The 14,860-nt window shown below is 67.4% G+C and carries 12 protein-coding genes; 9 read left to right on the forward strand and 3 right to left on the reverse strand.

Annotated features, from left to right (window positions below):
* Positions 1–2: 2 nt before the first annotated feature.
* The 6 genes from tsaE to trxA are packed head-to-tail and all read left to right on the forward strand — an operon-like array spanning position 3 to position 9,013.
* Positions 3–461, forward strand: a complete 459-nt coding sequence (tsaE, locus tag M2332_RS01560; RefSeq protein ID WP_264572687.1) for a tRNA (adenosine(37)-N6)-threonylcarbamoyltransferase complex ATPase subunit type 1 TsaE — start codon at positions 3–5, stop codon at positions 459–461.
* Positions 458–1,450: an aminoglycoside phosphotransferase family protein gene (locus tag M2332_RS01565; protein WP_264572688.1), complete on the forward strand. Its 993-nt coding sequence runs from the start codon at positions 458–460 to the stop codon at positions 1,448–1,450. Before tsaE ends, M2332_RS01565 begins: the two co-directional genes overlap by 4 nt.
* Positions 1,447–2,172 carry a nucleotidyltransferase family protein gene (locus M2332_RS01570; protein WP_264572689.1) on the forward strand — a complete coding sequence of 242 codons (726 nt, stop codon included), beginning with the start codon at positions 1,447–1,449 and terminating at the stop codon, positions 2,170–2,172. Before M2332_RS01565 ends, M2332_RS01570 begins: the two co-directional genes overlap by 4 nt.
* On the forward strand, positions 2,165–5,194 hold the full coding sequence (addB, locus tag M2332_RS01575; RefSeq protein WP_264572690.1) for a double-strand break repair protein AddB: 3,030 nt from the start codon (positions 2,165–2,167) through the stop codon (positions 5,192–5,194). The genes M2332_RS01570 and addB overlap by 8 nt, the downstream gene beginning before the upstream one ends.
* Positions 5,187–8,663, forward strand: a complete 3,477-nt coding sequence (gene addA, locus M2332_RS01580; protein WP_264572691.1) for a double-strand break repair helicase AddA — start codon at positions 5,187–5,189, stop codon at positions 8,661–8,663. The genes addB and addA overlap by 8 nt, the downstream gene beginning before the upstream one ends.
* Positions 8,664–8,692: 29 nt before the next feature.
* On the forward strand, positions 8,693–9,013 hold the full coding sequence (gene trxA, locus M2332_RS01585; protein WP_181559514.1) for a thioredoxin: 321 nt from the start codon (positions 8,693–8,695) through the stop codon (positions 9,011–9,013).
* 103 nt (positions 9,014–9,116) lie between these two features.
* Here the strand turns inward: trxA and M2332_RS01590 are convergent, their stop codons facing one another.
* The gene (locus M2332_RS01590) at positions 9,117–9,914 is read right to left on the reverse strand and encodes an inositol monophosphatase family protein (RefSeq protein WP_264572692.1); all 798 of its coding nucleotides are present in this window, start codon (positions 9,912–9,914) and stop codon (positions 9,117–9,119) included.
* 5 nt (positions 9,915–9,919) lie between these two features.
* Positions 9,920–11,143, reverse strand: a complete 1,224-nt coding sequence (argJ, locus tag M2332_RS01595) for a bifunctional glutamate N-acetyltransferase/amino-acid acetyltransferase ArgJ (RefSeq protein WP_264572693.1) — start codon at positions 11,141–11,143, stop codon at positions 9,920–9,922.
* Positions 11,144–11,267: 124 nt separating this feature from the next.
* Between argJ and M2332_RS01600 the strand changes: the two genes are divergently transcribed.
* Positions 11,268–11,801, forward strand: a complete 534-nt coding sequence (locus M2332_RS01600) for an energy transducer TonB (protein ID WP_264572694.1) — start codon at positions 11,268–11,270, stop codon at positions 11,799–11,801.
* An 87-nt stretch (positions 11,802–11,888) separates the two neighbouring features.
* Here M2332_RS01600 and M2332_RS01605 read toward each other — a convergent pair whose 3' ends face one another.
* On the reverse strand, positions 11,889–12,356 hold the full coding sequence (locus M2332_RS01605; protein WP_181559518.1) for an Hsp20 family protein: 468 nt from the start codon (positions 12,354–12,356) through the stop codon (positions 11,889–11,891).
* Positions 12,357–12,945: 589 nt separating this feature from the next.
* Here M2332_RS01605 and M2332_RS01610 point away from each other — a divergent pair.
* Positions 12,946–14,196 carry a lipoprotein-releasing ABC transporter permease subunit gene (locus tag M2332_RS01610; protein ID WP_181559519.1) on the forward strand — a complete coding sequence of 417 codons (1,251 nt, stop codon included), beginning with the start codon at positions 12,946–12,948 and terminating at the stop codon, positions 14,194–14,196.
* Positions 14,189–14,860 (forward strand): ABC transporter ATP-binding protein, encoded by a 672-nt coding sequence (locus tag M2332_RS01615; RefSeq protein WP_264572695.1) that lies wholly within the window; start codon positions 14,189–14,191, stop codon positions 14,858–14,860. The genes M2332_RS01610 and M2332_RS01615 overlap by 8 nt, the downstream gene beginning before the upstream one ends.

The following is a 14,860-nucleotide window of genomic DNA, read 5'->3' on the forward strand; positions in this document are numbered from 1 at the left end:
GCGTGTCCGATCGTGCCCTTGCCTTCTCCTCAGCAGACGCGCTCGCCGATTTCGGGGCAGCTTTGGGCGCAAAGCTGCGGCCCGGCGATGTGATCACGCTCACCGGCGGGCTGGGCGCCGGCAAAACGACGCTCGCGCGCGGCCTGCTCAGGGGCCTTGGGCATGAAGGCGATGTGCCAAGCCCGACCTTCGCCATCCTGCAGGGCTATGAGCCGCCCGAGACCCGTCTGCCGGTCGGCCATGTCGATCTCTATCGTATCGAGGACACGGGCGATCTCGGCGAACTCGGGTTGGACGAATGGCTCGAAGATGGCGCGTTGGCGATCGAATGGCCCGATCGGCTGGCGGGGCGCTACGATGCCATTGCTCTCGCCCTGCAGATCGACATTTTGGCGGACGGCACGCGCCGCTTGACAGCGCGGGTGCCGCGCGTTTGGGAGAGCCGATGGCCAGTCACATGATCCCACCGCCAAGCGCGCGCCCGTTTCTCGATCGAGCCGGATGGGCAGGGGCGGAAATCCTGCCGCTTGCCGGTGACGCCTCCTTCCGGCGCTATTTTCGCGTGGTCGAGGGTGATCGTCGCGCCATTTTGATGGACGCCCCGCCGCCGCATGAAGATCCGCGCCCGTTCATCAGCGTGGGCGAGTGGCTGTGCGAAAGCGGATTCGCGGCGCCCGCCATATTGGCGCGGGATCTGACGCAGGGTCTCGTGCTGCTCGAGGATTTTGGCGACGCGCGGGTGCGCGAGCATCTGGATGCCGCGCCGGCCGAGGAAATGGCGATCTACACCCGCGCCGTGGACCTTCTCGTCGATCTTCATGAGCAGCCGGCCCAGAGTGGCCTCGCGCCTTATGACCGCGCCGTCTACCAGCGCGAGGCAGCGCTGTTGACCGAATGGTTCGCTCCGGCGGCAGGGCTTGCGGTCGATGCGGCGGGCTACACCGCAGCGTGGGACAAGGTGCTCCCGATCGCCGAGCAGGATGTCGCGCCAGTGGTGACAGTGCTGCGCGATTATCATGCCGAGAACATCATGCTGCTGCGGGACCATGCGCGCTCGCGCGGGCTTGGTCTGCTGGACTTTCAGGACGCGCTGGCCGGCCACCCGGCCTATGACCTCGTCTCGCTCCTGCAGGATGCCCGGCGCGATGTGAGCCCGGCCGTGGAGCAGGCGATGCTGGCGCATTATCAGGCGCGCGCGAAGGTTTCGCCGGAATTCGAGGCGGCTTATGCCGTGCTGGGTGCCCAGCGCAATGCCAAGATCATCGGCATTTTCACGCGCCTGTGGAAGCGCGATGGCAAGCCGCGCTATCTCGATTTCCTGCCGCGCATGTGGGGGCTGCTGGAGCGCGATCTTGCTCATCCCGCGCTCGCGCCGGTGGCCGACTGGTTCGCGGAGAATGTGCCGGCCTCGGCGCGGGGCCAACTGGCTGCGGGGCAATCCGCGCAATGAGCACCACGCTTGAGACGGCGATGCTGATGGCCGCTGGCCTCGGCAAGCGGATGCGTCCGCTCACGGCCACACGACCCAAGCCGCTGATCCGCGTCGCCGGCCAGCCGCTCATGGATCATGCGCTGGACCGCATCGAGGATGCCGGCATCCGTCGCACGGTGGTCAACGTCCATTATCTCGCCGCGCCCATCGAGGCGCATCTGGACTCGCGCGCCCGGCGGACGGGTGCGACCTATCCGGTCTCCGACGAGCGCGCCCGGTTGCTGGAAACCGGCGGCGGCCTCGTCAAGGCGCTGCCGCTGCTTGGCGACAAACCTTTCCTCTGCGCCAATAGCGACAATCTGTGGATCAACGGGCCATTCGACTCCATACGCGCGCTGGCCGACCGCTGGTACGATGACGCGATGGATGCGCTGCTGCTGCTCATCCCGCACGCCCGTGCCACCGGTCATCGTGGTCTTGGCGATTTCCACATGGAGGCCAATGGTCGCCTGAGCCGGCGCAAGCCCGGCCGCGTGGCGCCGTTCGTCTTCACCGGCGTGCAAATCCTCTCGCCGCGCCTGGTGCGCGATCCGCCGGGCGAGGTCTTCTCGACCAATATTTTCTGGGACCGCGCGATTGAACAGGGCCGCGCCTTTGGCCTGAGCCATGGCGGCCAATGGTTCGATGTCGGCACCCCGCAGGCGATTCCGCTGGTCGAGGCAGGATTGGCCGATGGCTGAGCGCCGCGCGCCGGCCCTCTTTACCATCCCCGCTCACCGGGCATTTTCGGATGCGCTCGCCGCCGGGCTTCTCGCCCAGCATGGCCGGCGCGATGGCGGGCTGGCCCTCGCACGCGGCATCATATTGCTGCCGAACAATCGTGCGGTGCGGGCGGTGCGCGATGCGTTCGTGCGCGCCTCCGGCAACGGGTTGCTGCTGCCGAGGCTGGTGCCCATCGGCGATATCGATCTCGATGAAGCGCTGGGCAGCGCGCTCAGCCCGATCGGGGCGGAAGCGGATATCCCGCAAGCCATCGCGCCGGCCGAGCGGCTGATGATCCTGACCCGGCTGGTGATCGACCAGCGCGCGCGGCGGGGCGAGCGGCTTGAGACGGGCGAGGGCTGGCGGCTGGCGACGGCACTGGCGGGCGCCTTCGACCAGTTGACCGTCGAGCGCAAGGCGCTTGCCGATCTCAAGGCGCTGCAGCCCGATGACCTCTCGCACCACTGGCAAGCCGCGTTCAGCGATTTCGATGCGCTGGCGGCCCAGTGGCACCAGGAGCTTAACGCGCGCGGGCTGATCGACATGGCCGAGCGGCGCAATCGCCTGCTCGATCATGTTGCGGCCCGCTGGCGCGAGGTGCCGCCGGAGCGCTTCGTGGTTGCCGCGGGTATCGTCACCAATGCGCCAGCCGTGGCGGGACTGCTCAAGACGGTCGCCGGCCTGCCGCGTGGTGCGGTGGTGCTGCCCGATCTCGACCAGAATCTCTCGGATGAGCAATGGGATGCGATCGGCCCCGTCGCGCGGCCCGAGCCGGGGCGCGATCTGCCGCCCCCCGCCAATGAATCGCACCCGCAATTCGCGCTCAAGCTGCTGCTGGAGCGGATGGATGCCCACCGGGCCGAGGTGGCGCTCTGGCGCTGGGGCAGCGAGCATGATGCCCGCGCCGCGCGCGGCAAGGCGATCAGCAACGCGCTGCTCCCGGCTTTGCTGACCGGCGGCTGGCCGGATGTGCCGACCGCGCAGCGCTCGCTCAAGGATGTCCGCGCCATCGAGGCGGCGAACCCGGCGGAGGAGGCGCAGGCCATCGCCATCGCCCTGCGCGAGGCGGTGGAGACGGAAGGGTGCACGGCCGCGCTCGTGACGCCGGATCGCGCGCTCGCGACGCGCGTGTCCGCGCATCTGCGCCGCTGGGGAATCGAGGCGGATGACAGCGCCGGCCGCCCGCTCTCCCAGCTTCCGCCCGGTACGCTGCTGCTGGCGCTCGTGCAGGCCGGCGCGGAACAGTTCGCGCCGGTGCCGCTGCTCGCCTTGCTCAAGCATCCGCTGGTGATGGCTGGTGACGAGCGGCTGACGTGGCTCGAATCCGTGCGCCGCCTCGATCTGGTGCTGCGCGGCCCCCGGCCCGCGGCAGGATTGGCCGGCGTCACGGCCTTGCTCGCGGAGAAGGGCAACCGGCAGCAGGCGATGAGGGAAACGCTGCGTCCCTGGTGGGCGCAGGTCGTGGCACTGCTGACGCCTCTGGAGGCCGCCTTTTCTGAAGTGCAGAGCCTGCCCGCCTTGTTCGCCGCCGTCCGCGAGACCGCCTCGGCCCTGACGGAGGAGCGCGTCTGGGCCGGCCATCAGGGCCACGCCGCCGCGCAATGCTTGGGCGATGCGGAAGCGGCCGCGCCGCAAGGGCCGGCGCGCGCGGATGGTGCCGGCTTCGTGGGGATGCTCGCGCAGATCCTCGGCGGGCAGGCCGTGCGCCCGCCGCAGGGCGGTCACCCGCGCCTGCAGATCCTGGGGTTGCTGGAAGCACGGCTGCAACAGGCCGATCTGATGATCCTCGCCGGACTCAATGAAGGCGTCTGGCCCGGCCTGCCATCGCCCGACCCTTGGCTCGCCCCGCGCATCCGCCGCGCGCTCGGCCTGCCGGGGCTAGATTATCGCATCGGCCTCGCCGCGCATGATTTCGCCAATGGGCTGGGCGCGCCGCAGGTGATCCTCTCCCGCGCCCGGCGGGATGCCTCCGCGCCCACCGTCGCCTCGCGCTTCTGGCTGAGGCTCAAGGCCATGACCGGCGCGCGCTGGGTAGAGGATGACAGGCTGATCGCGCTCGCACGGGTCATCGACCGGCCGGATGCCGCCGCGCCGGCCTATCGCGCGCCGGCACCTCGCCCACGCGCGGACCTGCGCCCGCGTGAGATCGCCGTCACCGATGTCGATCGCTTGCGGGCCGATCCCTACGCCTTCTACGCCGCACGCATTCTGCGCCTGGCGCCGCTGGACGTCGTGGATGCCGACCCCGGCCCGGCCTGGCGCGGCACCCGCGCGCATGATGTCCTCCAGCGCTGGATGGAAGAAGGCGGGCACGATCCCGCGCGGCTCTCCGCGCTGGCCCAAGAGATGATCGCGCAGGCGCAAGCCCATCCGCTGCTCAAAACGCTCTGGCAGCCGCGTTTACTGGCCGCGCTGGACTGGGTGGCGGGTGCCGTGCGCGATCAGGCCGGTCAGGGGCGCGACGTGCTGTTCGGCGAGAAATGGGGCCGCATCGAGCGGGCAGGCGTGACCCTGCGCGGCAAGCCCGACCGGATCGACCGGTTTGCAGACGGCACACTCGCCATTGTCGATTACAAGAGCGGCGCGACCGCCTCGGTCAAGCAGGTCAAGGCCGGCTTCTCGCTCCAGCTCGGTTTGCTGGGGCTGATCGCGCAGGCAGGCGGCTTTGCCAAGGAGGCCGGTCTCGCCGCCGGATCGGACGTGAGCGCCTTTGAATATTGGAAGCTCGGCAAGGGCACAGACGGCAATTTCGGGTTCAAGCGTCCGTTGACCGACCCCAAGGGCAGCTACAAGCGGATCGTGACGACGGATTTCCTCGCGATGGTCGCCGGTTTCTTCGATGATGCCGTGGCGCGCTGGCTGATAGGCGACGAGCCATTCGCCGCACGCCCGCACAGCGATGCACCCGTGTTCACAGATTATGACCAGCTCATGCGGCTGGATGAGTGGTTCGCGCGCGACAGGCGGGCCGAGCCGCTGCCGGAGGTGGGCGATGGCTGAGGCGGGCGAACTCAACCGGCTGACGCACGAGCAGGCCAGCGCCTCGGACCCCGCTGCCCATCGCTGGGTGCGCGCCTCTGCCGGCACCGGCAAGACCGCCGTGCTGTCGGCCCGCGTGCTGCGGCTGCTGCTGAGCGGTGTCGCGCCCGAGCGCATCTTGTGCCTGACCTTCACCAAGGCGGGCGCGGCGGAAATGGCCGAGCGCGTCCACAGCCGGCTTGCCCGCTGGGTGCAGGGGCAGTCCGTGGACGTCGCGCGCGATCTCGTGGCGCTCGGCGAGGATCCGGGGCCGGAGGCGATCGCCCGCGCCCGCCTGCTGTTCGCGCGCGTGCTGGATGCGACCGGCGGCGGGCTGCGCATCCAGACCATCCACAGCTTCTGTCAGGCGCTGCTGGCTGCCTTCCCGCTGGAGGCCGGGCTGGTCCCCGGGTTCCGCCCGCTCGACGAGCGCGGGCAGGGCGAGCTGGCCCGCCGTGCGTTGATCGCGATGATCGAGGAGGCGGGGCAAGCGCAGGACGATCCGGTGCTGGCGGCGCTGGAGATGCTCGCCCTGCGGCTGGGCGAGGAAGGCACGCAGGCCTATCTTGCCCGGTGCGTGCCGGCGGGCCGGGCGCTTGAGGCACTACCGGACGATCTCGAGTCGGCGTTGTTGGAATTTCTCGACCTGCCGGAGGGCGACATCGATGCGCATCTGGCCGATCGCTGCGCCGAGGGCGTGTTTCCGGTGGCTGCGTTGCAGGCCGTCGCCCGGGCCAATGCGGCATGGGGTGCCAAGTCCGGCCTTGCCTGCGCCGATATGATCGCCGCGTGGCTGAGCGGCTCGGAGGCCCAGCGCGCCGAGGGACTGGCGGACCTGCTCGGCGGGCTGCTCACCAAGGAAGGCGAGGTCAAGAACCGCGCCAACAAGAACCTGCTGGAAGCCGAGCCTGATTATGTCGATCTCGCCGGTACCTGCGGCGCAGCGATCAAGGCCTTGCTCGATCTGCGCAAGCAAGCCGCCTTCGCGCGCACGGCGGCGCAGGGCCTGACGGCGGGCCGTGCTTATGCCCGCGCTTATGCCAAGGCCAAGCGGCAGGCCGGCGCGGTCGATTTCGATGATCTGATCGGCCGCGCGAGTGCGTTGCTCACCCAGCCGGGCATGGCGGACTGGATCCGCTACAAGCTCGATCAGCAGGTCGACCACATCCTCGTGGACGAGGCGCAGGACACCAACGACGCGCAGTGGGACATCGTCTGGTCCATCGTCGAGGAGTTCCTTGAGGTGGAGCCCGACGAGCAGGCGCGGCTGCGCACGCTATTCGTGGTGGGGGACACCAAGCAGGCGATCTTCGGCTTTCAGGGCACCAGTCCCGAGGCCTTTTCCAGCGCCCTGCAGCGTTTCCGCGAGGCAACCGAGCGCGTCGGCCACCCGTTCGCCGAGTTGCCGCTGGCCCGCAGCTTCCGCTCCATGCCGGCCGTGCTCGATGTCGTCGACGCCGTGCTGGATGCGGTTGGGCATGATCGCCTCGGGCTGGAGACGCCCTCCGCGCCGCATCAGGCCGCCCGCCAGCACCCCGGCGAGGTGCTGCTCCTCCCGCCGACATCATTGCTGCCAAGTGAGAGCGACGAGGACGGCGAGGCTGACGAGACTGCCGGCGAGGGGGAGGAAGACTGGTTGGCCGACCATCAGCGCCGCCATGCCGAGAAGATCGCGCGGCTGGTCAAGGGCATGATCGGCACGCCGCTGGCCACGCAAGGTCGCCCGGCGCGCGCCGGCGATGTGCTGATCCTGCTCCGCAGCCGCAGCGCGCTCTCCCGCCTCATCGTCGCGCGGCTTTATGAGGCGGGGGTGCCGGTGGCGGGTGTGGACCGGCTGCGGCTTCAGGCCCCGCTCGCCGTGCGCGATCTGCTGGCGGCCCTGCGCTTTGCGGTGCAGCCCGAGGACGATCTCAACCTCGCCAATGTGCTGGTCTCGCCGCTCATCGGCTGGACGCAGGATGAATTGCTGGCGCGCGCCGTCCCGCGCGAGGGCTCGCTATGGAGCCACCTGCGCGCGACATTGGCGCCGGAGCTTCAGGCGCCGTTGCGCACACTGCTGGGGCAGGCCGATTTCACGACGCCCTATCGCTATCTCGAGGCCATTCTCTCCGGCGCCATGGACGGACGGCGCAAGCTGATCGCCCGGCTCGGCGAGGAGGCGCGCGATGCCATTGACGAGTTGCTCAATGCCGCTCTGGGCTTCGAGGCCGACGATCATCCATCGCTGCAGCGGTTCATCGACTGGTTCGACCGTGGCGATGCCGACATCAAGCGCGAACTGGGCGAAGGCGGCGACATGGTGCGGGTGATGACCGTGCATGGCGCCAAGGGGCTGGAGGCGCCCGTCGTCATTCTCGCCGATGCCGCCTTCGATCCCGGCCAGCGCCCGCGCGCCGACGCCGTGAGCCTGCCGGTGACTGAGGCCGCCCGCTTGCCGCTCATCCGCCCCGCCAAGGGAGAGGCCGCGCCGGCAATCGAACAAGCCATGCAATCCGCAGAGCGGCTCGACATGGAGGAGCATTGGCGCTTGCTCTATGTCGGCCTCACGCGCGCAGAAGAGCGGCTGATCGTCACCGGATCGCTCGGTAGCCGCGCCAAGGGTGAGCCGCCCAAGGAAAGCTGGTATCAGGCTGTCGATCTCGCGATGCGGACGCTCGGGGCTGCCGAGGCGGACGTGCCCGACTGGGGCAAATCCCTGCGCTGGTCCGGCCCGGCGGGTCTTGCGCCAGCCAAGCCGAAGAAGGCCCGCGAGGCAGATGCCAGCGCCGCAGAACCCGCGCTGCCCGCCTGGCTGCGCGCGCCGGCGCCGCAGGAAGCGCGGCCGCCGCGTCCGCTGTCTCCTTCCGCGCTGGTTGAGGATGACGTGCCTAATCCGCCGCCGGATGCCGCCATGCGCGCCGCTGCAGAGCGGGGCCGGCTGCTCCACGCGCTGTTCGAGCGTTTGCCCGATCTGCCGGCCAATGAGCGCGCTGCCGCCGCCATGCGCTGGCTGGAGCGGGCCGGCGTGGCCGATGCCGGGATGCGCGCGGACCTGCTCGCGCATGTCAGCGCCGCGCTGGACGACCCTGACCATGCCGCGCTGTTCGGCCCGGATGCGCTGGCAGAAGCGCCCATCGCGGCCGTCGTAGCCGGGCAGGTGATCGCGGGAACGGTGGACCGGCTGCTGGTGACGGATGATCTCGTCCATATTGTTGATTTCAAGACCGGGCGGCATGTCCCTGACAATGCAGTGGATTTGCCCGTAACCCATGTCCGCCAGATGGCGGCCTATGCCGCTGCGCTGGCCGAGATTTTTCCGGGTCGTCCGCAACGGGTCAGCCTGCTTTACACGGCGGCCCCCCGCCTCATCGATCTGCCGCCGGCCTTGCTTGCTGCGCACAAGCCCGGCTTGCTGGCACAGGAGCACAAGTTGGGCAGCACCGACCTTGAGGCGGACGCCTCGGCAACCTAGATAGACGTTCGACAGAAGGAGTTTCGACGATGGCTACCAAGGCAATTTCCGACGCCAGCTTCCACGAGGACGTGATTGCGTCCGACAAGCCTGTTCTGGTCGATTTCTGGGCGGAATGGTGCGGCCCGTGCAAGATGATCGGACCCGCTCTGGAAGAAATCAGCGAGGAACTGGGCGAGAAGGTGACCATCGCCAAGCTCAATATCGACGATCATCCCGATGCGCCGACTCGCTATGGTGTGCGCGGCATCCCCACGATGATCCTGTTCAAGAATGGCGCGCCGGCCGCGACCAAGGTCGGTGCCGCCCCCAAGAGCGCGCTCAAGGGCTGGATCGAAGGCGAACTGTAAGGCAACCGACCACCATTGGCGGTGAGCCAAAGAAAGGGCGCCAAACGGCGCCCTTTTTGTTTTCAGTTATCGTTAGAAAACAGAATTTTGTGCTGGGTATTGATTAACCGTAAAGAACCGCCGCTGCGCGATCCCACAGAGCCGGAGACGCTGCGGCGAGCAGGCCGCGCCCCGGATCGGCTGCCAGCCGATAGGGCGAGCCATCCGGGCGCGCGACACGACCGCCCGCCTCGTTGACGAAGAGCGCTCCGGGGGCATGATCCCATGGCAAGGTGCGCTCGAACGCAGCGAGATCATGCACGCCCAGCACGATGCGGGGATATTGTTCCCCGGCGCAGCGCGGAATGTCGGCAATGGCGAACTGGCCTTCGACGCGGTCGATCATCGCCTGCCGGTCGGCGGGGTTCAGGAACAGCACGGACAGTCCGGCAACCGGGATATCCGCACCGCTCTCCCTGGCCTCGACCCGTTCGCCATCGATCCACGCCCCCTGTCCGAGCGAGGCCTCGCACAGGCGCCCGGTCAGCGGATCGAGGATCCAGCCCGCCTGGATCACGCCGGCATCGGCCAGCGCGACCATGATGGCAAAGGGCGGCTTTCCGGAAGCGAAATTCGCTGTCCCATCAATGGGATCGATCACCCAGTTGAGACCGGTTTCGAGCTTTGCCGTGAGGCCGGGATCGGCCGCGCAGGCTTCTTCGCCGACCAGGCCCGCCTCGGGCAGGATGCGGCTCAGCCCTTCATTGAGGCGCAACTCGGCTTCGCGGTCGGCAATGGTCACCAGCTCGCCGACCGTCTTTTCCTCCACCTCGTGATTGGCGAGGTTCTGGTAGCGCGGCAGGACGACGTCGCGCGCGACATCGCGCAGGAGCGCGCTCACGGCGCTGCTGAGGCTGTTCATGAGGCTTAGCTCCGGTAATCGGCGTTGATCGAGATGTAGCCATGGGTGAGATCGCAGGTCCACACGGTCGCACGACCCGTTCCCAGCCCCAGATCGACGCCGATGCGGACATCCTGCCCCTTGAGATGCGCTGCCACCGGGGCTTCGTCATAACTGTCCACGGCAAGCCCATCCTGCGCCACCCATTTGTCGGCAAAGCGGATGGCGAGCTTGTCGCGATCCGCCGGTTCGCCGGCCTTGCCGACCGCCATGACCACGCGGCCCCAATTGGCGTCTTCACCCGCAATGGCCGTCTTCACCAGCGGGGAATTGGCGATGGAGAGTCCGATGCGTCGGGCGCTCTCGTCGCTGACGGCACCGGTCACCTCCACCTCGATGAACTTTTGCGCCCCTTCGCCATCACGCACCACCAGCTGCGCGAGCTGGGTGCAGATGTCATTGAGCGCTGCCTGAAACGCGTCGGCGCCGGCATCGTCCATGCTCGTGAGGGGGGCGTTGCCGGCCTTGCCGGTCGCGAAGAGCAGCACGGTGTCGCTGGTGGAGGTGTCGCCATCCACGGTGATGCACGAGAAGCTGCGCCGGTTGGCGGCGCTCAGCATCTGCTGGAGCAAATCGGGCGCGATGGCGGCATCGGTGAAGATATAGCCCAGCATCGTCGCCATATCAGGCGCGATCATGCCCGAGCCCTTGATGATGCCGGAGAGGCGGACGGTCTTGTCGCCGATCACCGCGCTTGTCGTCGCACCTTTCGCAAAAGTGTCGGTGGTGCCGATGGTCTCGGCCGCCTGCTCCCAGGTGCAGGGCGTAGCGGCCAGTGCCGCCTCGACGCCAGCGCGGGCCTTGTCGCGGGGCAGGGGCACGCCGATCACCCCGGTCGAGCTCACAAACACGTCGCTGGCGGCGCAACCCAGGTGCCCGGCGACCTGATCGCGAATCTGGTCCACGGCTTCGCGCCCCCGGAAGCCGGTGAAGGCGTTGCTGTTCCCGGCATTGACGATCAATGCGCGCGCCTTGCCCTGCGCGGCGCTTTCGCGGCCAAGCTCGACTTCGGTCGAGCAGCAGACATTGCGCGTGAAGACGCCGGCCACAGCGGTGCCTTCCGCCAGTTCCACATAAGTGAGGTCGCAGCGATCCCACTGCTTGTACCGGGCACGGGCGACGCGCGGGGTCACACCGGCAATATCCGGGAGGGCGGGGAAGGGGCGAGCGAGAGGCGATCGGTCAGTCATGCCGCGCGATTAGCGCAAGATGGTGCAGGGGCCAATGCTTCTGGTGCGGCTATCGATATCGTCAGGGGGACCGGTTGCGCCTTGGCGGGTTGCTCGGGCATGAGGCGGGAACGGAGATGGGGGCATGAACCGAAAATCACAGGATTTTATAGTGGCGCTCGTCGGTGTGGCCGGGCTCGGGACCTTGCTGCTATGGGCTGGGAAAGCCGTGCAGATCGACGTTGATTATGCAGGGCATTTTGAGCGCGCGAGGGCGGCATTCGGCGCCGTGGTGGAAGCAGTGGTCCTCGGCGCACCCGAAACCATCGAGGACGACTATGCGCATGTCGCGGTTCCGCCGCCTTATGATCCGACAAAAGATGCCCTGAAAGCGCCAGCAACGCGGGCGAGGCTGCAGGGAGCCGCGCCAGCCGTCGACTATCCTCTGCTCGCCCGGCGTAACGGCTGGGAAGGCGCGACCATCATCCATTTCACCGTCGATGAGACCGGCCAGCCTTTCGATTGCAGGCTGGTGGAAAGCAGCGGTCATGATGTGCTGGACAAGGCTTCATGCGTGATGATCACGACGCGTGCGCGTTACACGCCGGCGCGCGATGCGCTGGGTCAGCCAGTGATAAGCGGCTTTAACCAGCGTATTCGCTGGCAGCTCGAGGAATGATGCGGCGCGAAGGTCCGCCATAAAAAAAAGCGCCCGGGTTTCCCCGGGCGCTCATCTCTCCGACTGGTGAGAGAGGGTTGAAACGGATCAGGCGGCGTTCTTGTCGCTTGAGAGGTCGATGACCTCGCCCTTGCCGTTAATGGCGATCTTGCGCGGCTTCATCGCGTCCGGCACCTCGCGGACCAGCTCTACGATGAGCAGGCCGTCGGCGAGGTCGGCGCGCTCGACGCGCACGAAGTCGGCCAACTCGAACCGGCGCTCGAAGCTGCGGTTCGCGATGCCGAGGTGAAGATAATTGGCGCGCTCGCTCTCCGCGACCTCGGCTTTGCGGCCAGTGATCTGGAGCAGGTTCTGCTGCGCCGTGATGTCGATTTCCTCCGCCTTGAAACCGGCGACGGCGACCGTCACGCGATAGCGATCCTCATCGAGGCGCTCGATGTTATAGGGCGGATAATTGTCCGTCTGCTGCAGGCGCGCGCTGTTCTCGATAAGGTCGAACAGGCGATCAAAGCCGACAGTGGAGCGGCGATAGGGAGTCAAATCAAAGCCACGCATAATCAAATCCTCCATTGGAGCGTGTTTGAACTGCGATGCCAGGCCCGAAGTCGGCGCCCGGTGCATCAGCCGATCCCCATCATGGGCGACCGGACAGGGCAGAGATATGCGCGCGCCATGCCCTTTCAAGAGGGGCGGGTAAGGCAAGTGATCAAGATTTTTGCACAGCCAAGCGGCGCCGCTCGCGCTGACATCATCCGGCAACAATCGGGTGCTAGGCGTGCGGGGAAGATCGCCACAAAGACTAAGCGCCCAGATCGTTGCCGATCCGGGCGCCCGTGGACGATTAATCGTCTCCCCCTTTGGCGTCGCTTCCGCTCACCTGTCCGGCCCCCTCAAGCGAGTCAGGCGGGATGCGACATCCCTGAACCACGGCCTGCTATGATTGCCTGTGTTTCGCCGCTAACGCTAGGATGACGCACGGCGGCTGTCATCAGGCAAGTTGCGACGCTACGAAATTGTTAAGCACCCTGTGCCATATCCGCAACAGGCGCGCCATGTCCCCGGTTGGGCCGCAGGGCCTTGCCACTCCCGCCCCCGCACCATAGAGGTGCGCAGACTGTCCCCCCGCGAGGCTTCTGCCCCTGCCATGATCCTCAATCGTTACGAACGCATGATCGCCCGGCGCTACCTGCTGCCTGGCAAGGGCGAGGGATTCATCTTCCTCGTCGCATCCATCAGCCTCGTCGCGGTGATGCTGGGCGTGGGCGCGCTGATCGTGGTGATGAGCGTGATGAACGGCTTCCGCGCCGAGCTGTTCGACAAGATCGTGGGTTTGAACGGCCATGCGGTGGTTCAGGGCTATGGCGGGCGGCTGGACAATTGGGAGGAGATCGCGCGGCAGTCGCGAGCCACGCCTGGTGTGACCAGCGCGACGCCGCTGATCGAGCAGCCGCTGCTGGCGACGTTCAACGGCCGGGTTGAAGCGGCCCTGATTCGCGGCATGACGGAAGCCGATATTCACGACAATGCGTCGCTCTCCGGCAAGGTGCTGGCAGGCTCGCTCAAGGATGTGCGTGCCGGCAGCGGCAAGGTGGCGATCGGCTCCCGCCTGGCCGAGGCGCTTGGCGTGGGCGTTGGCCAGTCAATCAGCGTCATCAATCCGGCCGGGCGCTCGACGCCCTTCGGCACGGTGCCGCGCCAGCTCCCCTATGAGATCGGCGCCATCTTCGAAATCGGCATCTATGATTATGACAAGGCGTTCGTGATCATGCCGATGCAGGATGCGCAGACGCTGCTGCTGATGGGCGACAAGGTCGGCATGGTCGAGCTGCAGACGGAAGACCCCGACCGCGTCGGCGAGATCCTGGCGCCGCTGACCAAGCAGGTCGCAACCCAGGGCCAGGTGATCGACTGGCGACAGATGAATGCCAGCCTGTTCGAGGCACTGCAGGTGGACCGCGTGGTCTCCTTCGTCATCCTCTCGCTGATCATTCTGGTCGCGGTGTTCAACATTCTCTCCTCCCTGATCATGCTGGTCCGCGCCAAGACGCGGGACATCGCGATCCTGCGCACGATGGGCGCGACGCGCGCCAGCCTGTTGCGGATTTTCGTGACGGTGGGCGTGACCATCGGCACGCTTGGCACCGGCGCAGGCCTTGTGCTCGGCTCGGTGATCCTGTTCTTCCGCCAGGGCATTGTCGATGGCGTGCAGATGCTCACCGGCCAGCAGCTCTGGGACCCGTCGATCCGCTTCCTGACCTCGCTGCCGTCCAAGCCCGATCCGGTCGAGATCGGCGCCATCTGCATCATGGCGGTGGGCTTCAGCTTCCTCGCCACGCTTTATCCGGCCTTCAAGGCTGCCAATACCGACCCCGTACAGGTGCTGCGCTATGAGTGAGGTGCTCTCCGTTCACAGCCTGTCGCGCAGCTTCACGCAGGGCGGCGCCAAGATCGACGTGCTGCGCGGCGTGGACCTGAACGTCCAGGCCGGCGAGATCGTGGCGCTGCTCGGCCCGTCCGGCTCCGGCAAGTCGACCATGTTGCAGGCGATCGGCCTGCTGGAGGGCGGCTTCGGCGGATCGATCCGCCTCTGCGGCGTCGAGGTCGCAAGCGAGGGTAATGATGGCCGCACGACGCTGCGGCGCGAGAAGCTCGGCTTCGTCTATCAGTTCCATCATCTGCTGCCGGATTTCAGCGCGGTCGAGAATGTCATCCTCCCGCAATTGATCCTCGGCAAGAGCAAGGCTGAGGCGCGTGCGCGTGCGGAAAGCCTGCTCACCAGCCTCGGTCTCGGGCACCGGCTTGAGCATAAGCCCAGCCAGCTTTCCGGCGGCGAGCAGCAGCGCGTCGCGGTGGCCCGGGCCCTTGCCAATCGCCCGGCGTTGGTGCTGGCGGATGAGCCGACCGGCAATCTGGATGAGCGCACGGCCGATGTGGTGCTGGACGAATTCATCCGGCTCGTTCGCGAGCAGGGCTCAGCCGCCCTCATCGCAACGCATAATGAGCGGCTGGCGGCGCGGATGGACCGGATCGTTCGGCTGCATGACGGGTTTCTCGATTAG

Source organism: Sphingobium sp. B11D3A, assembly GCF_025961695.1.
Lineage (GTDB): Bacteria > Pseudomonadota > Alphaproteobacteria > Sphingomonadales > Sphingomonadaceae > Sphingobium.